General features: G+C 67.9%; 17 protein-coding genes. 8 read left to right on the top strand and 9 right to left on the bottom strand.

Annotated elements, in window-relative coordinates; genetic code table 11:
• The first annotated feature begins 338 nt into the window (after positions 1 to 338).
• From A9976_RS22745 to A9976_RS22735, 3 genes are all read left to right on the top strand, one after another.
• Complete coding sequence (locus A9976_RS22745; RefSeq protein ID WP_183020885.1) at positions 339 to 2600, top strand: TonB-dependent hemoglobin/transferrin/lactoferrin family receptor; 2262 nt, start codon at positions 339 to 341, stop codon at positions 2598 to 2600.
• Between the two features lie 66 nt (positions 2601 to 2666).
• The gene (locus tag A9976_RS22740; RefSeq protein WP_259649276.1) at positions 2667 to 3065 is read left to right on the top strand and encodes a hypothetical protein; all 399 of its coding nucleotides are present in this window, start codon (positions 2667 to 2669) and stop codon (positions 3063 to 3065) included.
• Positions 3062 to 4186, top strand: coding sequence for a hemin-degrading factor (locus tag A9976_RS22735; RefSeq protein WP_183020883.1), 1125 nt, complete (start codon positions 3062 to 3064; stop codon positions 4184 to 4186). Before A9976_RS22740 ends, A9976_RS22735 begins: the two co-directional genes overlap by 4 nt.
• 48 nt (positions 4187 to 4234) lie before the next feature.
• Here the strand turns inward: A9976_RS22735 and A9976_RS22730 are convergent, their stop codons facing one another.
• Positions 4235 to 4516 carry a DUF2798 domain-containing protein gene (locus tag A9976_RS22730; protein ID WP_183020882.1) on the bottom strand — a complete coding sequence of 94 codons (282 nt, stop codon included), beginning with the start codon at positions 4514 to 4516 and terminating at the stop codon, positions 4235 to 4237.
• Positions 4517 to 4660: 144 nt separating this feature from the next.
• On the opposite strand from A9976_RS22730, the gene A9976_RS22725 reads away from it, so the two are divergent.
• On the top strand, positions 4661 to 5605 hold the full coding sequence (locus A9976_RS22725; protein WP_183020881.1) for a LysR family transcriptional regulator: 945 nt from the start codon (positions 4661 to 4663) through the stop codon (positions 5603 to 5605).
• 15 nt (positions 5606 to 5620) lie between these two features.
• On the opposite strand, the gene A9976_RS22720 is transcribed toward A9976_RS22725, so the two are convergent.
• The gene (locus A9976_RS22720) at positions 5621 to 6442 is read right to left on the bottom strand and encodes a pyruvate, water dikinase regulatory protein (RefSeq protein WP_012206864.1); all 822 of its coding nucleotides are present in this window, start codon (positions 6440 to 6442) and stop codon (positions 5621 to 5623) included.
• A 209-nt stretch (positions 6443 to 6651) separates the two neighbouring features.
• On the opposite strand from A9976_RS22720, the gene ppsA reads away from it, so the two are divergent.
• The 4 genes from ppsA (at position 6652) to A9976_RS22700 (ending at position 12235) form a co-directional block, all read left to right on the top strand.
• Positions 6652 to 9042 (top strand): phosphoenolpyruvate synthase, encoded by a 2391-nt coding sequence (gene ppsA / locus A9976_RS22715; RefSeq protein WP_183020880.1) that lies wholly within the window; start codon positions 6652 to 6654, stop codon positions 9040 to 9042.
• 17 nt (positions 9043 to 9059) lie between these two features.
• On the top strand, positions 9060 to 9440 hold the full coding sequence (locus A9976_RS22710) for a DUF4212 domain-containing protein (protein WP_012206862.1): 381 nt from the start codon (positions 9060 to 9062) through the stop codon (positions 9438 to 9440).
• Positions 9433 to 11523, top strand: a complete 2091-nt coding sequence (locus tag A9976_RS22705) for a VC_2705 family sodium/solute symporter (RefSeq protein ID WP_183020879.1) — start codon at positions 9433 to 9435, stop codon at positions 11521 to 11523. Before A9976_RS22710 ends, A9976_RS22705 begins: the two co-directional genes overlap by 8 nt.
• 187 nt (positions 11524 to 11710) lie before the next feature.
• Positions 11711 to 12235: a hypothetical protein gene (locus A9976_RS22700; RefSeq protein WP_183020878.1), complete on the top strand. Its 525-nt coding sequence runs from the start codon at positions 11711 to 11713 to the stop codon at positions 12233 to 12235.
• A 106-nt stretch (positions 12236 to 12341) separates the two neighbouring features.
• Here A9976_RS22700 and A9976_RS22695 read toward each other — a convergent pair whose 3' ends face one another.
• From A9976_RS22695 to A9976_RS22665, 7 genes are all read right to left on the bottom strand, one after another.
• A complete protein-coding gene (locus A9976_RS22695) occupies positions 12342 to 12695 on the bottom strand; it encodes an FKBP-type peptidyl-prolyl cis-trans isomerase (RefSeq protein WP_012206859.1) in 354 nt (117 codons plus the stop codon).
• A gap of 108 nt (positions 12696 to 12803) precedes the next feature.
• Positions 12804 to 13109 carry a helix-turn-helix domain-containing protein gene (locus A9976_RS22690; protein ID WP_012206858.1) on the bottom strand — a complete coding sequence of 102 codons (306 nt, stop codon included), beginning with the start codon at positions 13107 to 13109 and terminating at the stop codon, positions 12804 to 12806.
• Positions 13110 to 13329: 220 nt separating this feature from the next.
• Positions 13330 to 14403, bottom strand: coding sequence for a tripartite tricarboxylate transporter substrate binding protein (locus A9976_RS22685; RefSeq protein ID WP_183020877.1), 1074 nt, complete (start codon positions 14401 to 14403; stop codon positions 13330 to 13332).
• 138 nt (positions 14404 to 14541) lie between these two features.
• Positions 14542 to 17118: a TonB-dependent siderophore receptor gene (locus A9976_RS22680; RefSeq protein WP_183020876.1), complete on the bottom strand. Its 2577-nt coding sequence runs from the start codon at positions 17116 to 17118 to the stop codon at positions 14542 to 14544.
• Positions 17119 to 17245: 127 nt separating this feature from the next.
• A complete protein-coding gene (locus A9976_RS22675; RefSeq protein ID WP_183020875.1) occupies positions 17246 to 18259 on the bottom strand; it encodes a DUF4880 domain-containing protein in 1014 nt (337 codons plus the stop codon).
• A gap of 4 nt (positions 18260 to 18263) precedes the next feature.
• Entirely contained in the window at positions 18264 to 18815 is a 552-nt protein-coding gene (locus tag A9976_RS22670; RefSeq protein WP_183020874.1) for a sigma-70 family RNA polymerase sigma factor, read from the bottom strand.
• Between the two features lie 66 nt (positions 18816 to 18881).
• Complete coding sequence (locus tag A9976_RS22665) at positions 18882 to 21398, bottom strand: TonB-dependent siderophore receptor (protein WP_183020873.1); 2517 nt, start codon at positions 21396 to 21398, stop codon at positions 18882 to 18884.
• Positions 21399 to 21473 lie beyond the last annotated feature (75 nt).

The raw sequence follows: 21473 nt of genomic DNA, 5'->3' as shown, positions 1-21473 counted from the left end.
CCAAGGCATCCGGGCCCTTTTTTCATTGCCCGGCCAGGGGCAGAAGACCTTGCGCGGCAAGGGGAGTGCGGGTTCCATTTTTCATGCCTGCGGCTTCAGGCGCGGGCCTTGTCGCTGCGCGTGTCGTACCGATGGCTGCCTGGCGGCACGCGGCGCCAGCAGGGTTTGTTCCGGGTTCCATGCGCCAAGTCAAACCAATAAATGAGAACTATTCGCATATAATTTTTCTTCATCCAGCCAGCACATGACGCGCCAACGGCTGGCGGGCCGTCCGCCAGCTGCTGCAACCAGAAGCCAGCTCTCGCAAATCCATGTCGATCAGAGAGAGGGTTTCTGGAATGGCTGACATCTTCGCGACGCAACCACGCGCCTTGCTGGCGCGCCGTCCACTGGCCGCAGCCTGTGCGCTGCTGTGTGCCTCCATCGCCGTGGCACAGGAGCCGGGGCAGGCCGCCGCAGACGCCGAGACGCAATTGCTGGCGCAGGCCGCGTCCGGGGCACGGACCCGTGCCCCGGCCCTCAAGGAGATGGTGATCAGCGCCTCGCGCGAGGTGCAGGACCCCGACATCCTGCCCATGAGCATCGACGTGATCGACGCCGACCGCATGGAACGCGAGCAGGCCAGCGACATCCGCGAGATGGTCAACCTGCTGCCCAATGTGGAGGTGCCGCGTGCCCCGGCCCGCTTCTCGCTGGCGGCCTCTCCGGCCGGGCGCGACCAGAACAGCGGCTTCAACATCCGTGGCCTGGATGGCAACCGCGTGCTCATGCTGGTCGATGGCGTGCGCCTGCCGCGCAGCTACAGCTTCAGCGCCAACAGCTTCGGCCGCGACTACCTGGACCTGGGCCTGGTGCAGCGCGTGGAAATCCTGCGCGGCTCCACGCCCGCGCTCTATGGCTCGGACGGCATGGGCGGCCTGGTCAACTTCGTGACCGTGCAGCCGGACGATCTGCTGGGCAAGGACAAGCGCATCGCCGGCCGCGTGGCTGCCGGCCATGACGGCTCGGACAACGGCCGCAAGCTGGGCGCCACCGTGGCGGGCCGTGCCAGCCCCGAATGGGCATGGCTGCTGTCGGCGGGCCTGGGCCGCTCGCACGCGCTGGAGAACATGGGCACGAACAACGTGACGGGCGCGGCGCGCACCACGCCCAATCCCGAGAAAGACCGCAGCGAATCGCTGATGGGCCGCCTGGTCTTCACGCCCAGTGCCGTGCAAAAGCATGTCTTCACCTTCGAGAACGTGGACAAGCGTGCCGACTACGCCCTGCTGTCCGCGCGCTCGGCCACCGTGGCCAACTCGGATTCGCGTACCGACATGAAGCGCTGGCGGGCCAGCTGGCAGGGCCAGTGGCAGCAGCTGGGCACGGCGCTGGCCGACGAACTGCAGCTGATGGCCAGCTACCAGAAGTCCGACGCGCGCGAATTCGTCACCGAGACGCGCATCGGCCTGCCCTACCGCGAGCGCGACGTGACCTATGACGAGGACGCGATCCAGCTGCACGCCCAGGCCAGCCGCCTGCTGCGCTGGAGTTCCTCGGCCAGCGGCAAGTTCACCTACGGGCTGGACTACCTCCGCAACAAGGTGGTCAACGAGCAAAACGGCATCACGCCGCCCGTGGGCGAGAGCTTCCCGCTCAAGCGCTTCCCCGACACCACCGAAAGCGCCACCGCCCTGTTCGCCCAGGCCGAACTGCACAACGGCCCCTGGAGCGTGACCCCGGGCCTGCGCGCCGAGCACTACAGCATCAAGCCCCGGCAGAACGGTTTTCTGCCCACCGTGGTCAGCAACTCCGACTCCGCGCTCTCGCCCAAGCTGGGCGTCATGCTGCAGGCCAGCCCGGCCTGGTCCGTCTATGGCAACTACGCGGCAGGTTTCCGGGCGCCCAATGCCGGCCAGATCAACGCCTTCTTCGAGAACCCGGTGGCGTTCTACCGCAACATCCCCAACCCCGACCTGCGGCCCGAAAAGAGCCAGACCTTCGAGCTGGGCCTGCGCGGGCGCATGGACAGGCTGCGCATGGATGCGGCCGTGTTCACTGGGCGCTACAAGGACTTCATCGTCGACCAGCAACTGGTCTCGGGCCAGCCCGGCAACGCGGCCAACCCCGCCATCTACCAGTCCATCAACGTGGGCCGCGCCCGCATCAGCGGCTTCGAACTCAAGGCCGACTACGACTGGGGCCGCTGGGCCGGTGGCGACTGGCAGACGCGCCTGGCCTACGGCTATACCGATGGCAAGGACACGCAGTCCGACAAGCCGCTGGACACCATCTCGCCCCAGCAAATTGTGCTGGGCGTGCGCTACGAGCACTCTGCCGTGGGCGTGCAGTTCAACGTCTCGCACTGGAGCGGCAAGAAGGCCGGCGACGTGTCCAACGGCAGCGCCGCCTGGCTCAGCCCCTCGGCCACCGTGGCCGACCTGAGCGCCCAGTGGCGCATACGCCCCGACCTGCGCCTGAACGCAGGCATCTACAACCTGACCGACAAGAAGTACTGGCGCTGGGCCGATGTGCGTGGCCTGGCTGCCAGCACGGCGATTGCCGACGCCTACAGCCAGCCCGGCCGCCATGTGCGGGTGTCGATGGTCAAGGATTTCTGAAGCATGCGCCTGGGGCGCGGGCGCATGCATGTGCAACGCTGCCAACTGAAACGCAAGGAGAACCCCATGCATCCATCCAAGAGTGAGAACCTTGCCCAGGACGAGGAATACCTGCTGCCCGAGAACGAGGCCGCGCTGGCTGCCACGCTGGCCCTGATGACCGGCTTCGGCCACGGCTGCTGCGACACCCATAGGCCGGCCATGGCCGCCCGGGTGGCCGAGCAGCTCGAAAACCTGGCCTGCGCGGGCGGCTTGTCCCACGACATGCGCGCCCTGCTGGGGCGGCTGCAGCAACGCTGGCAGGCGGTGGCCGATGCGGGCGCGCCGTCGCGCTCGCACCGCGCCGTGCCCGAGGCCGGAGTGCCCCTGCCCGGAGCCCATGCAGCCGATTTAGCCCATGCAGCCCATGCAGCCCAGCCGGTGCCCCATGCGCTCTGGCACGCACCGCTGGACACCCTGCAATGAGCAGCGCCGTCCACGATGCCGAGGAGGGCGGACGCCTGATTCCCGTCGATGCCCCCGCAGTCCGCCAGCGCTTTGCGCGGGCGCGCCAGGATGGCCTGCGCGCCAAGGAGGCCGCCGATTCCCTGGGCCTGCCGGAAGGCGCCGCCATTGCCGCGCATGCGGGCCAGCATGAGGGCAACCTCCAGGCCGTGCCGCTGCGCGCCGAATGGCTGGCCATCCTGAAGGGCTTGCAGGACTGCGGCCCCGTGATGGCGCTGACGCGCAACGAGTCCGCGGTCCACGAAAAGACCGGGGTCTACCAGAAGCTTTCGGCCAACGGCGGCGTGGGTCTTGCCCTGGGCCGCGACATCGACCTGCGAATGTTCTTTGCCCAATGGCATGCCGGCTATGCCGTGACCGAACAGGCTGCCCAGGCCGGCAGGCCGGCCATGCGCAGCCTGCAGTTCTTCAATGCGCAGGGCCGTGCCGTGCACAAGGTCCATGCGCGCGAGTCCACCGACCTGCAGGCATGGGAGGCGCTGGTGCAGCGTTTCGCCGAGCCCAGCGCTGGCTACCTGTTCCGCCATGCTCGCCCGCGTGCGCTGCCGCAGGCCGACGAGGCCATCGACGTGCCCGGCCTGAGCACTGCCTGGGCCGTCATGCAGGACACGCATGAATTCTTCGACCTGCTGTGCCGGTTTGGCGCCGAGCGCCAGCAGGCCTTCCGCCTGGTGCCCGGCCACTGCGCGCGGCTGGCGCCCGAGTCCGTGGCCCAGTTGCTGGGCGATGCGGCCATGGACGGCCTGCCCATCATGGTCTTCGTGGACAGCGGCGGCTGCATCCAGATCCACACCGGCCCCGTGCACAACATCCAGCCCATGGACACGCCCGGCGGCGCACAGTGGATCAATGTCATGGACCCGGGTTTCAACCTGCATCTGCGCTGCGACCTGATCGCCAGCGTCTGGGCCGTGCAAAAGCCCACGGCCGATGGCGTGGTCACCTCGGTCGAGGCCTTCGATGCCCAGGGCGACCTGATGGCCATGTTCTTTGGCGAGCGCAAGCCGGGCCGGGCCGAGCTGCCCGGCTGGCGCGAACTGGTGGCGGGCCTGCCGCGCCTGGCAGCGCAGGCGCTGGCCTGAGCGCACCCAGGCCCTGAAAAGAAAGGTCCGGCCCAGCGCCCGGCCGCATCAGGGATGCACGGTGGCGGCCACCAGCTTGCCCACCAGCGGGCGCACCACCATCACGCAGACAAAGGCCACGGGCATGGCCAGCACATAGGCCTGTATCACGCGCCGCAGGTAGTCGGCGCCCAGGCCGCTGTTGGCGCCGACGATGGCGCAGCACATCAGAAACGCCATGATTGCCGACATGTAGAAGGCAAAGACGATGGGAGCGAAGCGGCGGTGCAGCTTGCGGCGGCTCGGCGCTGATGGGGTTGCGGGAGCGATGGAGGCAGAGGTATCTGGCATGAAGGCAGGTCCGGTCGGGCCGCTCGTCGATTCGGCGCGGCAAGTGCGCAACTGTAGGCAAGGCCCGGGCCGCCGTGTAGAGGGCCGCAGCTTGGTGTACTCGTAAGCTATATTGATGAATTGATTTTTCATCCATAGGTTTTTGTGCCTAATCTGCGCTCCATCGAAACCTTCGTCAAAGCCCTTGAAGGCGGCTCCATTGCCTCGGCCGCGCGCCAGCTGGGCATTTCTCCGGCGGCGGCCAGCCAGAACATCGCCCGGCTGGAGCGCGAGCTGGGGACGCGGCTGATCACGCGCACCACGCGTTCCATGGCGTTGACCGAGGCGGGCGAGCGCTATCTGGCGCGCGTGGGCCCCGTGCTGCAGGAGCTGGAAAAAGCGCAGTCCGACCTCTCCCAGCTGCACGGCCAGTTGCAGGGCCGACTGCGCATCGCCTGCATGGCTGCCTTTGGCCGCCATGTGCTGGCGCCGCTGCTGCCGGCCTTTGCCGCCCAGCATCCCCGGCTGGAGCTGGAATTGCTGGTGGTGGATCGGCAGGTGGATGTGCTCAAGGAGGACGTGGACATCAGCGTGCGTTACCGCGATGTGCTGGAGCCCGGCATGGCCGTGCGCCAACTGGCGGCCGTGCCGCGCGTGCTGTGCGCCTCGCCGGCCTACCTGCAGGCCCACGGCAGGCCGCAGACCGCGCAGGACCTGCTCGGCCATGCCTGCCTGCTGTACCGGCGCGAGGCCGATGGCCGTTTCATGCGCTGGCCGTTTTCGCGCGATGGCAAGCGCGTGGACCCGCAGCTGCGCGTGACCGCCATCGCCAGCGACGTGGATGCCCTGACCGAGATGGCCGTGGCCGGGGGCGGCATTGTCTGGATCGGCAGCTTCATCGCCCACCGCTACATGCGCGAGGGGCTGCTGCAGCCGCTGGCCCTGGGCCCGGCCCGCAAGGGGCAGCTGCATTTCGAGGACACCACGCTGGATTTCTTCGCCTGCTTTCGCGACCGCCAGTACGTGCCGACCAAGGTGCGTGCCCTGGTGGACTACCTGGTCGAGACGCTGCCGCAGCAGCCCATGCTGCGCTGGAACGTCCCGGCCTGAGCAGCGCAGGGGAGGCTAGTGCCCCAGGTGCTGGGGCAGCACCTCCTGCAGGATGGTGGTGGCGATTTCCTCGATGGACTTGGTCGTGCTCGACAGCCACGGTATGCCGCTGCGGCGCATCATGGATTCGGCCTCGGCCACCTCGTAGCGGCAATTGACGAGGCTGGCGTACTTGGAGTCGGGCCGGCGTTCGTTGCGGATGCTGGACAGGCGCTGCGGATCGATGGTCAGGCCGAACAGCTTCTTGCGCGAGGGCACCAGGGCGGGCGGCAGTTGCTTGCGCTCGAAATCCTCGGGGATCAGCGGGTAGTTGGCCACCTTGAGGCCGAACTGCATGGCCAGGTACAGGCTGGTGGGGGTCTTGCCGCTGCGCGAGACGCCCACCAGGATCACGTCGGCGCCCGTCAGGTCCTGGTGGGTCTGGCCGTCGTCATGGGCCAGCGTGTAGTTGATGGCCTCCATGCGCTCCAGGTATTCCTTGCTCTCGCTGATGTCGGCGAAGCGGCCCACGCGGTGCAGCGATTTCTGGCCCAGCTCCAGCTCCAGCGGCCGCACGAAGGTGCCGAACATGTCGAACACCTTGCCCTTGCACTGGCTCTCGATCAGGTCGAGCATGTCCTGGTTGACCAGGGTGGTGAAGACGATGGGCTTGTGGCTTTCCGACTCGGCCACATGGTTGATCTGGCGCACGGCCTGGTGGACCTTGTCCATGGTGTCCACGAAGGGGATGCGGACCAGGCGCGACTTGGTGTCGAACTGGGCCATGATGGCCGTGCCGAAGGTCTCGGCTGTAATGCCAGTGCCATCGGAGATGACGAAGATGGTGTGGGTGTGCATGGTGGTCGGACTCTGGACAGGGGGGCTGCCGTCGGTTCACGGCAAACGCCTACAATGGCGCCCATTATTCCCAATTTCCCATCCATGCTCGCTGCCGGCCTCCAACCAGAACAGCAAAGCCTCGCGCATGCCTGCGTGGGTGGATCGACCGTGCCCGGCTTTGGCAGCCGGGGCGGCGCACGACGGTTTTCAACTTCTGGAGCTTTCCCATGTCTCAACTGTTCGAGGCCACCGCCCTCGTCGTTCCGTTTGAACAACTGAGGATGACCGATGTCGAGTCCGTAGGCGGCAAGAACGCCTCGCTCGGCGAAATGATCTCGCAGCTGCCGCAGGGCGTGCGCGTTCCCACGGGCTTTGCCACCACGGCCCACGCCTTCCGCCAGTTCCTGGCCCATGACGGCCTGGCCGACAAGATCAGCGCCAAGCTGGCCGCCCTGGATGTGGAAGATGTCCGCGCCCTGGCCCAGGTCGGTGCCGAAATCCGTGCCCTGGTCGAGAACCAGCCCTTCCCGGCCGATCTGGAGCAGGCCATCCGCGAGGAATTCGTGCGCCTGCAAGGTGGCAACGAGGCGGCCTCGTTCGCCGTGCGCTCCTCGGCCACGGCCGAAGACCTGCCCGACGCCTCGTTCGCAGGGCAGCAGGAAACCTTCCTGAACGTGGTGGGCATCGAGTCGGTGCTGCACAAGATGAAGGAAGTCTTCGCCTCGCTGTACAACGACCGCGCCATCTCCTACCGCGTGCACAAGGGCTTTGCCCACGACGTGGTGGCCCTGTCGGCCGGCGTGCAGCGCATGGTGCGCTCCGACCTGGGCGCGGCCGGCGTGATGTTCACCATCGACACCGAATCGGGCTTCGAGGAAGTGGTCTTCATCACCTCCAGCTACGGCCTGGGCGAGACCGTGGTGCAGGGCGCCGTCAATCCTGACGAGTTCTATGTGCACAAGCCCATGCTCAAGGCCGGCAAGAAGGCCCTGATCCGCCGCAACCTGGGCTCCAAGCTGATCCAGATGGTCTTTGCCTCGCCCGAGGAAAAGGCCGCCAGCGGCCGCCTGGTCAAGACCACCGACGTGGCCCATGAGCTGCGCAACCGCTACTCGCTTTCCGATGAGGACGTGCAGCAGCTGGCCCACTATGCCCTGGTCATCGAGCAGCACTATGGCCGCCCCATGGACATCGAGTGGGGCAAGGACGGCACGGACGGCCAGCTCTACATCCTGCAGGCCCGCCCCGAGACCGTGAAGAGCCAGGCCAAGGGCCAGGCCGAGCAGCGCTACGCGCTCAAGGGCACGGGCAATGTGCTGGCCGAAGGCCGCGCCATTGGCCAGAAGATCGGCACGGGCCCCGTGCGCCTGGTCAATGACATCGCCAACATGGACCAGGTCCAGCCCGGCGATGTGCTGGTGACCGACATGACCGATCCCAACTGGGAGCCGGTGATGAAGCGCGCCTCGGCCATCGTCACCAACCGTGGCGGCCGTACCTGCCACGCGGCCATCATTGCGCGCGAACTGGGCATTCCGGCCGTGGTCGGCTGCGGCAACGCCACCGACCTGCTCAAGGACGGCACCCTGGTCACCGTGAGCTGCGCCGAAGGCGATACCGGCAAGATCTATGACGGCCTGATCGAGACCGAGGTCACCGAGGTGCAGCGTGGCGAGATGCCCGCCATCAAGACCAAGATCATGATGAACGTGGGCAACCCCCAGCTGGCCTTCGACTTCGCCCAGCTGCCCAACGAGGGTGTGGGCCTGGCCCGCCTGGAGTTCATCATCAACAACAACATCGGCGTGCACCCCAAGGCCATCCTGGACTACCCGGCCGTCGATGCCGACCTCAAGAAGGCCGTCGAGTCCGTGGCCCGCGGCCATGCCTCGCCGCGCGCCTTCTACGTGGACAAGGTCGCCGAAGGCGTGGCAACGATCGCCGCGGCCTTCTGGCCCAAGCCCGTCATCGTGCGCATGTCGGACTTCAAGTCCAACGAGTACCGCAAGCTCATCGGCGGCAGCCGCTACGAGCCCGAGGAAGAGAACCCCATGCTGGGCTTCCGTGGCGCCGCGCGCTACATCTCCGAGGACTTCGGCGAGGCCTTCCGCATGGAGTGCGAGGCACTGCGCCGCGTGCGCGAGGACATGGGCCTGACCAACGTGCAGATCATGATCCCCTTCGTGCGCACGCTCAAGCAGGCCGAGCGCGTCACCCAGCTGCTGGCGGCCAACGGCCTCAAGCGCGGCGACAACGAACTCAAGCTCATCATGATGTGCGAGGTGCCCTCCAACGCCATCCTGGCCGACGAGTTCCTCGAGTTCTTCGACGGCTTCTCCATCGGCTCCAACGACCTGACCCAGCTGACGCTGGGCCTGGACCGCGACTCCGGCCTGGAGCTGCTGGCTGCCGACTTCGACGAGCGCGACCCGGCCGTGCGCAAGATGCTGTCGCGCGCCATCAAGGCCTGCCTGGATCAGGGCAAGTACGTGGGCATCTGCGGTCAGGGCCCTTCGGACCACCCGGACTTCGCCCAATGGCTGGCTGACGAAGGCATTGCCTCCATCTCGCTGAACCCCGACAGCGTGGTCGCCACCTGGCAGCGCCTGGCGCAGTAAGGGCTGGCAGCGTCGCCATGCATACGCCGAAAGCGCACTTGCATGACGACGCGGTCGGGGGACCGTCCGAAGGCGAGACCTTCGCCCCCGACCTGCACGACATCCGCCATCTGTGGCTCAAGGCCGTGCTGTTCGCGGTCTGGGTCGCCGTATCCTTTGGCGCCTGCTACTACGCACGCGACCTGCAGGCGCTGATGCCCGACTGGCCGCTGGCCTACTGGTTCGCGGCCCAGGGGGCAGTCCTGATGTTCCTGGCCATCGTCATCGTCTATTGTCTGTCCATGGACCATTTCGAGCGCCGCGAGGCCCGGGCCGCTTTTGCGACGGCACCGGCTCCCGCATCCCCATCGGCCGATACGCAACCGTCCGCACCGCCATCGCCTCCCGGCCATGGCTGAGCGCGCACCGCTGACGGCGGCCTCCCACTGGCGGCTGCACCGCATCGTGGCCCTGTACACGCTTGGTGTACTGGGCTTTCTGGCCCTCATGTTCTGGGCCGAGCAGCAAGGCCTGTCCCGCCACTGGATAGGCCCCATCTTCCTGTTCTTCACCGTCATGGTCTACGCGGCCATCGGCGTGTACCTGCGCACCAGCGACCCCGAGGAGTACTACGTCGCTGGCCGGCGCATTCCGCCCTTCTACAACGGCATGGCGGCTGCGGCGGACTGGGTCAGCGCGGCCTCGTTCATCAGCCTGTCGGGGGCGCTGTACCTGCAGGGCTTTGCCGGCGTGCCGGGCCAGGCCGGCGGGCTGGCCTACCTGCTGGGCTGGACGGGCGGCTTTTGCCTGGTTGCCATGCTGATCGCGCCGCACCTGCGGGCGATGCAGCTCTACACCATTCCCGATTTCTTCCAGCAGCGCTACGGCGGGCGCTGGCCGCGCGTGATCGCGGCGCTGGCGGCCGTGATCTGCTCGTTCACCTATGTGGTGGCGCAGATCTACGGCGTGGGGCTGATCGCTTCGCGGCTGACGGGCGTGCAGTTCGAGATCGGCATCATGCTGGGCCTGGGGGGCGTGCTGCTGTGCTCGTTCCTGGGCGGCATGCGTGCCATCACCTGGACCCAGGTCGCGCAGTACGTGGTCATCCTGCTGGCCTTTCTGATCCCCGTGTCCTGGCTGGCCTACCGGCAGATGGGCAATCCCGTGGCGCCGCTGGCCTATACGGCCCAGCTCAGCCAGATTGCGGAGATGGAGCAGCGCCTGCTGGACTCGCCGGCCGAGCAGGAGGTGATCGCCGCCTACCGCCTGCGCGCCGAGGTGCTGGAGGACAAGCTCAAGGACGTGGCGCGCGTGCTGGCCGCCGAGCGCCAGGAGCTGGCCGAGCGCATACGTGATCTGCGCACGCGCAGCGGCGATATCGGCGCCATCATGACCGCCAGCCGCGAACTGGCCGCCATGCCGCGCGACGAAGCCGCCGCGCGCGCGCTGTGGACACGCCAGCTGCTGGAAATGCGCGAGCGCGAGAAGCCGCTGGGCGGCATTCCGCTGCACAGCCTGCCATTCGCCGGCAATCCCGACGGATCACCCCAGGAACAGCAGATCTACGAGGACAGCCGGCGCAACTTCCTGGCGCTGATGTTCTGCCTCATGGCCGGCACGGCCGGCCTGCCGCACCTGCTCACGCGCTACTACACGGCGCCCTCGGTGTCGGGGGCGCGGGCTTCGGTGGGCTGGACGCTGTTCTTCATCGGCGTGCTGTACATGAGCGCGCCGGCCCTGGCCGTGCTGGTCAAGTTCGAGGTCATGAACAACCTCGTGGGCATCCGCTTTGATGAGTTGCCCAACTGGATGGCGCAGTGGGCCCGGGTGGATGCTTCATTGCTTGCGGTGGAGGATGTCAACGGCGATGGTGTCCTGCAGTTCGGCGAGATCCGCATGGGCGCCGACCTCATCATGCTGGCCACGCCCGAGCTGGGCGGCATGCCCTACGTGGTCTCTGGTCTGGTGGCGGCCGGCGGCCTGGCAGCGGCGCTGTCCACGGCCGATGGACTGCTGCTGACCATCAGCAACGCGCTGGTGCGCGACCTGTACTTTCGCGAGCGCCGCCGCCGCGCCTCGCCCGAGCAGCGCGTGATCCTGTCCAAGTTCGCGCTGCTGGTGATGGCGCTGTCGGCCGCCTTCGTGGCCTCGCGCCGTTCCTCGGACATCCTGCCCATGGTCACGGCATCGTTCTCGCTGGCGGCCTCGGCCTTCGTGCCCGCCATGGTGCTGGGCATCTTCTGGCGTGGCACCACGCGCCGGGGCGCCGTGGCCGGCATGCTGGCCGGGCTGGGCGTCACGCTGTACTACATGGTCTCGCATGTGCCGGCACTGCAGCCCGTGCTGCCCGAAGCGCTGCACGCCCGCCTGTGGTGGGGCATACAGCCGATTTCCTCGGGCGCCTTCGGCGTGCCGGCCGGCCTGCTGGTGACCTGGCTGGTCAGCTGCCTGGACCCGCGCCGCCGGGCACCGGTGCGTTCCGTGCCCGCAAACGTGTCCTGACAGGCAGCGGGCGCCTGGCGTGGGGACGGCCATTTTCTGTCCCGTTTTTGTGCTTATGGCAGATCTGGATCATTGCCGGCCCCACTGAAGCCCTCGCGTGCTGGAAAACCCGCTTTTGGGAGCCGGAGGCTCATGACACGCTGCGAGCCGTGTCCGATCCGATCCCTTGCAGAGAATCCCGTCCGCCATGCATTTTGTGAAAACGTCCGCCGGCCAACAGGCATTCAAGGAACGCCATGCCGATCTCTCGCCCCGGTTGCGCTCGGCCTTTTTGCTGTTTGACGGGCAACGCAGCCTGGCGCAGGTGCTGCAGGCCGTCGCCGGAATGGGCGTGACTCAGGACGAGATCCTGGCGCTGGTGGAGCGCGAATGGCTGGCTCCGCGCGACGCGGCCGAGCCCCGGCTGGGCGTGGTGGCCGTTGCGGTGCCGTCGGTCCCTGCCGCGCCTGCTGCAGCGGCTTTGTCCACCGATTCCGCTGGCGAGGCCCCCGCGCAGTCCGAGCCTTCGCTGGCCGCGCGCTATCGCAGCGCCTATCCGCTGGCCGTGGCCATCACGGCCAACCTGGGCCTGAAGGGGTTCCGGCTCAACCTTGCCGTGGAAGCGGCCATGGGCTACGACCAGCTGGTGGCACTGGCGCCGCGCCTGCGCGAGGCGGCCAGCCCCGCCAGCTACCTGCCGCTGCACGAGGCGCTGTTCGGCAAGGCACCTTGAACGAGGAATGGCCCCCACGCGCCCCGAGAGGGCTTGGGCGGCCCGGCAATGAAAAAGGGCAAGGCGCCTTCGCACCTTGCCCTTGCATGAACCTGTGGGTGCAGGCTCAGACGGCCAGCAGCTCCACGTCGAACTTCAGCGTGGCGTTGGGGGGGATCACGCCGCCGGCGCCGCGGGCGCCATAGCCCAGCTCGGCCGGGATGATCAGGGTGCGCTGGCCGCCCACCTTCATGCCTTGCACACCTTCGTCCCAGCCCTTGATCACCATGCCGCCGCCCAGGGGGAAGACGAAGGGATCGTTGCGGTCCTTGCTGGAGTCGAACTTGGCGCCCTGCACGCCGTTGTTGTAGAGCCAGCCCGTGTAGTGCACGGTCACGCTGCGGCCGCGCTGGGCTTCGGCGCCGTCGCCCACGACGGTGTCTTCATACTGCAGGCCGGATGCGGTGGTGGTGAAAGCCATGGTGGTATTCCTTGAGAGAGAAACGGTAGGGGAAAGGAGACGACCCGGCGGGCCGGATGCCCTGCGCGGGAAGAGGCCGTGGCGCCTGGTGCCGCGCCCGGCCTGACATCACTTCTTGGCGCGCGCGGCCACCCAGCGGTTGGCAAAGGCCTGCACATCGGACAGGCGCTTGAGCAGGTCCTGGCCGGCCAGCGTCACGGTGTAGCCGTCGGAACCATGCTCCAGCAGCCCGCACTCGCGCAACTCCTTGATGCGGGTGTTCAGCGTGTTGGGCGTGATGCCGCCCACGCTGTCTTGCAGCAGTCGAAAGGTCTGAGGATGGCCGTCACGCAACGCCCACAGCACGCGCAACGCGTAGCGGCATTCGAGTTTCTCGAACAGCTGGTTGATGGCGGCGTTTTCCTTGGAGCTCATGACGCTTCTCCTTGCGCAATGGTGTGGGTGGGCCGGCGGGTGCGTCCGGGTGGAACGCGCGCCGAGCCAAGTCCCGGGGAACTATAGCTCTGGATCCATTTTGCTACAAGTTTGGTAGCTCAAAATCCACAGCGGCAATGCCCCACGCTAGAGGAATACGCGTATGACCAAGCCAGTGTTGCAGGCCCGCCACGTAGCCTGCCCGCTGCGCGGCGGTTTCTCAGCTCTTGAGTTTGAGCAGATAGGTCATCACGCTGGCGGTGGTGTGCTCCAGCTCCAGAAAGCCGCTGAAATCGCGGCCCGCCAGCCAGGAAGGCTCCCAGCGGTTCTGGCGCAGGGCTCGCTGCCAGCTCTCGTGCTGGGTGGCCTGCTCCACGGCGCCAAGCAGGGCCTGGGCACGTGCGGCGCTGACCTGCTTGCCGGTGAAGACGGCGCGCCAGTTGGCCATGTCCGCATCCAGCCCCTGCTCGCGGAACGAGGGCAGGCCGAACAGGCTGCGGCGCGAGGACACGCCGATGGCGCGCAGCTTGCCGCTGGCCAGCGCCTCGCCGAACTCGCTGTAGCCGGACACGCCCATGCGCGCATCGCCATTGAGCAGGGCCTCCACCACCTGGGCGCCGCCCGGAAACGGCTTGTAGACCAGTTGCTCGGGCGCAGCCTTGGCCGCTCGCGTGAGCAGGCCGGCGAACATGTGGTCCACGCCGCCCGCCGAGCCGCCTGCAAACGACTGGTGGGCCAGGTCGCTGCGCAGCGCAGCCACCAGATCCTTGGCATTGCGGATGGGGGAATCGGCCGGCACGGCCACGACCAGGTAGTCGCTGGTCAGGCGGGCAATCGGCTGCACATGCGACATGTTGACGGCCGGCTTTTGCAGTGCCACCGCGCCGACCATCACCATGCCACCGATCAGCAGCGCATCGGAGTCCTTGCCATGGCGCTCGGCAAACTGGGCCAGGCCGATGGTGCCTCCCTTGCCGCCCAGGTTTTCATACTCCACGCGCTCGGCCGCGCCGCTGGCCACCAGGGCTGCGCCCAATGCGCGGCCGGTCTGGTCCCAGCCGCCGCCGGCATTGGCTGGAATGACGATGCGCAGGCTGCTCGCCACGCGCTGGGCGCCACCGGCGGCGCGCGGCGCATGGGCTGCAGGCGCTGCAGCGGGCGGCGCGGCATGCGCCAGCGGAGAGCACAGCATGGCCAGGGCAGCGCCCTGGGCCAGCATCTGGCGGCGGCTCGGGCGCGTGCCGTCAGCGGTGGGGGTGGCGTCGGCGGTTTGCGAAAAGCTCGGAAGGCGCATGCAGTCTCCAATCGGGTTCGCGCGCCATTGTGGGCGCAAATGAATCAGAAAAGCAGATTATGTAAGCATATGCGTCAGCAACTTGACACAACACGGTAGCGCGCAGTTCGACCCAGCCCAGCCAAAGGCCTGTCCGGATCAGAACCTGCCGCGCAGCGTCAGCGCCATGCTGCGCGGCTCGCCGTAGTAGTTGCCCGACACCGAGGTGCCCACGGTGCGGTAGTAGGTCTTGTCCAGCACATTGTTGAGGTGGGCGACGAGCGTCCAGCGCGGATCGATCTTGTACTCGGCCATGAGATTCCAGACCGCATAGCCGCCCTGCGTGTACTTGTAGGGGACGCTGGGGCCGTCGTACCTGGCGGTGGCGTCGTTCCACGTGGCGGCCGTGCCCGAGACATATTGCCGGCTCTGCACGGTGGCGCCTGCCCCCAGCTTCCATGGCGACGCCTGGCCCGGCAGCTGCCAGGTGCCCCAGAGCTTGAGCAGGTGCCGGGGCGTGATCGTGCTGAACGCGGTGTTGCTCGCCCGGTTGCGGTTGTGGTTGTAGGTATAGCCGGCATGGAGATTGACGCCGCGCGCCAGCTCGCCGCTGACCTCCATGTCCAGGCCCTGGCTGAGCACCTTGCCGCTGGACACATAGCAGCACTGCCCCGAGCGCCAGGTGATGCCCTGCAGCGGATAGCCGGGGTCCAGCACGGCCTGATCGTTCTGCTCGGTGCGGTACAGGGCAAACGCAGTGTTGAGCCTGCCTTCCAGCAGATCGCCCTTCACGCCCAGTTCGGCCGTGGAGCCATGCATGGGTTCCAGGCCCGTGCCGGGTGCGGGGCCGGCCTTGTATTCGGCCTGGGGCTTGAAGATTTCGGCATAGCTGGCATAGGCCGTCCATTGGGCGTTCAGGTCGTGGACCAGCCCGGCAAAGGGCACGGCCTTGGTGGGCTCGGAATAGCCCGTGGTTTCCTGCCCGGCCCAGGCGCCGGAAGCCTCGCGCTCGCGGTAGGCCGCACTGTACTTGTAGCGGTTGAAGCGCGCACCCACGATGAGCTTGGTGCTCTCGGTCAGCTCCATGCGCAGCGTGCTGTAGAGGCCATACTGCTTTTGCCCGTAAGGGCCATAGCTGCGCAGCGGATCGGTGTTCAGCTGTGGCTCGGGCCAGGGCGTTGCGCCCGGATTGAAGACGTCCAGGGGGCGGCCTATGGGATTTGTGCGGTAGCTGTAGTCGTACTGGCGGCTGTTGATGTCCTGCATGTCCGAGCCCACCAGCAGCTCGTGCGTGCGGCCCAGCAGCTTGAAGGCGCCGCTGAGGTTCACGTCCAGCAGGTTCTGGCGGTTCCAGTACTCGGTGGGAATGCCCAGCCAGCGCGTGCCCTGGCCGGTCAGCGGGTCCACGGCCACGGCGCCGAAGGCGGCCTTGGTCATGCCGTGCTGGCGCGCCTGGGTGGCGTTGGCGCGCAGCGTCCATTGGGGAGCCAGGCGCCAGGTGAGCTTGGCGAAGGCTTCTCTGGAGTAGCCTTCCATATGGGCCCAGTCCGTGGTCAGGCCGGTGTTGCGCGGCAGGCCCAGGTCGGCGCCGTTGCTGTAGCGCGGCAGGCCCGCGCCGTTGCCTTTCTCGTGCAGGCGCTGGTCGCGCAGGCGCTGGTCGCGCAGGCCCAGGGCCAGCGTGGCGGCGGGACCGATATCGGTCTCTAGCACGCCGTAGAAGAAGGGCTTCTCGCTGGAGCGCCGGTCCGTGAAGTAGTTGCGCTTTTCATAGGCCACGATGGTGCGGCCGCGCAGCTTGCCGTCAAAGGCCAGCGGGCCGGAGGCATCGAATTCCGTGCGGTAGTTGTCCCAGCGGCCTGCGCTGGCCGTGAAGCTGAACTGCGGCGTGGCCGTGGGCATCTTGCGCACCAGGTTGACGGCACCGCCCGGGTTGCCCGTGCCGTTGAGCAGGCCGGCCGCGCCGCGCAGCAGCTCGATGCGGTCGTACTCGGCCAGGTCATAGGCCACGTTGGCATACAGGCCCGTGTCCATGGGCGCGCCGCCGTCCAGCTGGATGCTGTTGATCTGGAAGCCGCGCGAATAGATGTTGGGCAGGCGGTAGTTGTTGTCGGTCACCGTGATGCCCACGGCCTGTTCGGCAGCCTTGCCCAGGTCGGTGATGTTCTGGTCGTCCAGCCGCTGCCGCGTGAGCACGGCCACCGACTGCGGCATTTCGCGCATGGCCTGTGCGGTCTTGCCCACGGTGATGGCATCACTGGTGTAGGAGCCCGTGCCCTCGGTCTCTCCCAGGCGCCGGGCGGAGACACGCACTTCGCGCAGCGTGTAGTCGGCGGCCGCGTCCTCGCTCGTGTCGCTGGACACCGAGGCCGCAGGGCGCCGCATCAGGGTCAGCGCACCGCTGCCCGAGCGGACCAGGTCCAGCCCGCTGCCGGCCAGGGCTGCGCGCGCGGCCCGCTCGGGCGTGTAGCTGCCGCGCACGGCTGGCGCCGTGATGCTGCGCACCAGCTCCGCATCGATGGATACCGGCTGTCCGCTCTCGGCCGCAATGCGGGTGAGCGTCTGTCCCAGGGGCTGGGAGGGAATGTCGTAGGCCTGCGGGGCCGGACTGGTCTGGGCCCATGCGGACTGTGGTGGGTGGACGGCAGCGCCCAGCAGGGCGAGGGTGGCGGCCACGACCGTGGGCTGCAGGTTGAGCACGGGTCGTATGTGGTGTGCGCGATGGAGTGTTGCTTGCATGGCAGAGGTTGGCGGATGGCAGATGAGGGGCAGGCCTGCCCATGCAGGCCCTCATCCCTCATGTGCAACAAGCGGTGAAAAGCGTCAGTGGTGGCGAGAAAAATGTTCGCCAGGCCTGACGTCCGCCTCAGGCCCGCTCCACCCGCACCAGCCAGCCCGCCGAATGCACATGCACGGCCACGGGCAGCGTGTCCCCGATGATGGCCAGGGCGCGGTCGCTGTCGTCCAGAGGGTAGATGCCGTGCACGCGCAGGCGGGCCGCTTCGTCCGAGATGCGCAGCAGGCCGGCTCGGTAGGGGCGAAGCGCTGCAACCACCTCGCCCAGCGGGCGGTCGTTGACCACCAGCCGCCCCTGCTGCCAGCTGGCGGCTGTGGCATCGGCCGCTGCAGGCGTGATGCCAGCGGGCGATAGCCATGCCGCTTGGCCTGTGTCCAACGGCTGCTGTGCTCCGCCCACGCTGACCAGCACCAGCTGCCCCTGCAGGGCGACGGCCAGACTGCGATCGTCCTGCTGGCGCAGCAACAGGCGCGCGCCCTGCGTTCCTGCCGCCACCTGCACATGGCCGTGACGGCAATGCACGCTGAACGGGCGCAGCGCATCCGGCTGCACGCTGGCAATGCATTCGCCGCTGCGCAGGCGCAGGCTGCGCGAGCCGGCGCTGTATTCCAGGTCCACGGCCGAGCGGGCATTCAGCAGCAACTGGCTGCCATCGGCCAGCTCGAAGCTGCGGCGCTCACCCGTGCCGGTGCGCAGGTCGGCCAGCATGTCCTGCAGCGGCGTGAAGCGCTGCGCGACCAGGGCCGTGGCCGTGCCCACTCCGCCCACGGCCAGGGCGCCGCGCAGCAGGCGCCTGCGCTGCAGCGCGCTGCTGCGTGCCGACGACAGCGCCTGTGCCAGCGCATCCGCATGGCCCGGTGCACGCTGGTTGAAGGCGCGCGCTGCGGCAAAGGCTCCGTCCACGGGTGCGGCCAGGCGCTGCCATGCCAGGCGATGCGCGGGATGGAGGTTCAGCCAGTCGTCAAAGGCGCTGCGCTCGGCTGCCGTGGCCTCGCCGGAGCGCAGCAGCACCAGCCAGTCGATGGCCTCGTCGGTCGCGTTGCCGGGGGCGTTGGCGGGAGCTTGGGGGAGGGCGTTGTCCATGGGCTCAGCCTTGCTCGTCCAGCGCCCGTGCGCAGGCCTGCCAGCCCTGGACCATATATTTGCGCACCATGCTGGCGGACACGCCCAGCTGCTTGCCGATCTCGGCATAGGTCATGGCGTCGAGCTGGCTCATGAGAAAGGCGCGCTGCGCCTTGTCCGGCAGGCCGTCGAGGGCGCGCGCTATGCCTTGCAGCGATTCGAGCAGCAGGGCGCGTTCTTCGGGTGAGGGCGCCACGGCCTGCGGCAGGTGGGTGATGGCGTCGAGATAGGCGCGCTCCAGATCGCGGCGTCGCCAGAAGTCGAACAGCACGCGCTTGGCGATGGTGGTCAGAAAGGCGCGTGGCGTGCCCACGCCGCTCAGGTCGGGCTGGGCCACCACGCGCACAAAGGTCTCCGAGGCCAGGTCCTCGGCATCTGCACGGTTGCTCAGCCGCTGGTGCAGGCGGCCCAGCAGCCAGGGATGGTGGTCGGTGAAGAAGGCCTGGGCCAGCGGGCGTTCGGGCGAGGCCGCCGCCGTGGCGGCGCTGCCGTTGCCGGCAGGCAGGGAGGGCGACATGGATGGAGAGATTGGAGGAATGAGAATTATTCCTATTCTAGTGACTCCATCCATGCGCTTTCACGCTCAGAAGTCGTAACGCATGCTCACGTTGACGCTGCGTGGCGCGCCCCAGGTGTAGTACAGGCCCTGGGCATTGAAGTTGGTCACGCCAGAGAAGTAGTGCTTGTCGAACAGGTTGTTGACGTTGGCCGCGATGCTGAGGTGGCGGTTGATCTGGTAGCGCGCCATCAGGTCCATCACCCAATAGGCATCCTGGCGCAGCGTGGCGGCGCCGCGGCTGGTGGAGATGGCGCTCTGCCAGCGCGCGGCGCCACCCACGGTCAGGCCGGACAGCGCGCCCTGCGCGAAGCGGTAGGTGGTGCCCAGCTTGAACTGGTGGCGCGGGCTGGTGGCGGCGTTGTCCAGATTGCTGTTGATGGTCACGTAGCTGCCCTGGGCCTGCCAGCCCTTGGCCAGCTCGCCCGACAGTTCCAGTTCGAAGCCGCGCCTGCGCGCGCCCTGGACCGCGCGGTAGGCCGTGTCGCCATTGGGCATGAGCCCGTCTTCCACGGCCGTGTTGTCGGTGCGCATCCAGAAATGGGCGACGCTGGCGTTCAAACGCTTGTCGAAGAATTCGCCCTTGGCGCCGATCTCGTAGGTCAGGCCCTCCTCGGGCGGCAGGGTGCGTTCCTGCAGATCCTTGGCGCTTTGCGCCTTGAAGATGCTGGCGTAGCTGCCATACAGCGAGATGTTCGGGCTGACGTCATACACCAGGCCCGCATAGGGCGTGACCACGCCATGCTCGCGCATGTTGTAGTTGTACCAGCTGATGTCGGTCACATCCTTCTGGTCGTAGTTGGTCACGCGCAGGCCGGCGATCAGCTTCAGCGGATCGGCCAGATTGAGGCGTGCCGCGCTGTAGAGATAGCTGCGCTTGTTGCTGAACAGGTCGTTGGAATAGGGGATGTTGTCCGCCGGCGCCGGGATGGCTGCGCCGCCCTGGCTGAAGTCCACCTGCGGCAGGTCCACGCCGGGGCGCGCGCCGCGCAGCAGCGTGGTGCGGTTGCGTGCGGCGCCCGCGCCCACCAGCAACTCATGCTGGCGGCCGAACAGCGTGAACGGGCCCTGCACGTCGATGCTGATGTTCTGGTTGCGGGACTCGATGTCCTTGTAGGCCGCGAACTGGGCCGAGCTGGGCAGGGCGTAGCGCAGCAGGCCGATCTGCATGTCGGGCGTCTTCACCTCTTCATGCGACATCTGCAGCTTGGCCTTCCAGCCGCTGGCAAAGCGGTGCTCCAGGCGCGCGAAGCTGTTGAGCGACTCCTGTTCGTAGCCCGACCAGGGCGCGGCGATGTTCAGCGAGCGCGGCATCCAGCCGACGAACTGGCCGGCGCCCGTGTAGCCCTGGATGGGCGTGGTGCCGCCCGAGCCGCGCAGCTCGCGCTGGCGGTAGGTGATGCCGGCGCTCAGCAGGGTGTCGGGGGTGAGGTCGTATTCCAGCGTGCCGTACAGCATGGAGCTGTTGCTGTGCTGGTGGTCGCGGAAGCTGTCGCCGCTCTTGCGCGAGGCCACCAGGCGGCCTCGCAGGCTGCCTTCCTGGTTCAGCGGGCCGGCAATGTCGGCATCGGCACGGTAGGTGCCCCAGCTGCCCGCGCTGGCCATTGCGCTGGCCTGGAAGTCGCGCGTGGGGCGCTTGCGGATCAGGTTGACCGTGGCTCCGTAGGCGCCGTCGCCATTGATAAGGCCCGACGAGCCCTTGAGCACTTCAACGCGGTCGATCTCGGCCAGATCGTCCAGCGAGTACATGATGTGCGTGTTCCAGCCCCAGCCATTGGTGAGCTGGCGGCTGCCATCGGTCTGCAGGTTGACGCTGGAGCCGCGCACGTTGAAGGTGGTCATCTCGCTCTGGCGGACCACGGCCACGCCGGGCGTCTGCTCCAGCAGGTCGGTCAGCGTCTCCAGCTTGAAGTCGTCCATGCGCTGGCGCGTCATCACGCTCACCGACTGCGGCGTCTCGCGCAGCGACAGGCCCAGGCCCGTGGCCGTGCTGCTGGGCCCGGTCGCGGTGTAGGCGCCCGTGCCTTCCGTGGCGCTGCCGACCTCGGCCTTGGCGGTGACGCGCACCTCGCCCAGCGTGGTGGCGCCCACGGCTGAGGCGGCAGGCGATGCCTGCGAGCGGCGCAGCGTATAGCCGCCGTTGCCCGAGGTCGCGGCCGCCAGGCCCGAGCCCGCCAGCAGGCGGGTCAGCGCCTCGGCCGGCGCATGGCTGCCCTGCAGGCCCGGGCTTTGCAGATCGCGCACCAGCTCGGGCGTATAGGCCAGCAGCACGCCCGAGGCCTTGGCGAAGCGCGTGAGCGCGGCCTCCAGCGGTCCTGCCGGAATGTCGTAGGCCTGGGCGCGCTCGGTACCTGTCTGGGCCTGGGCCTGGGCCTGGGCCTGGGCCTGGGCATTCGCGGGCAAGGGCAGGGCGGACAGGCTGGCCAGTGCGGCGGCCAGGGCCAGGGTCAATGCGGACCGGTGGAACGCGGGCGCAGGCTGCGCGGGGCGGAGGACGCGTGCCGCCGCGGTAGCGAGGCGGCGCTGGTGATGGAGGTCGGACATGTTGGTGCGGTCTTTGGATCAGGGAGGAAACATGGCGCCGCAAAGCGCCTCTCCCCTGCTTGTCACGCGAGATGA

This window comes from Delftia sp. UME58 (assembly GCF_014170385.1).
Lineage (GTDB): Bacteria > Pseudomonadota > Gammaproteobacteria > Burkholderiales > Burkholderiaceae_C > Comamonas > Comamonas acidovorans.
Note: the sequence above shows the minus strand (reverse complement) of the source record. Positions and strands in the feature narration are given on the sequence as shown.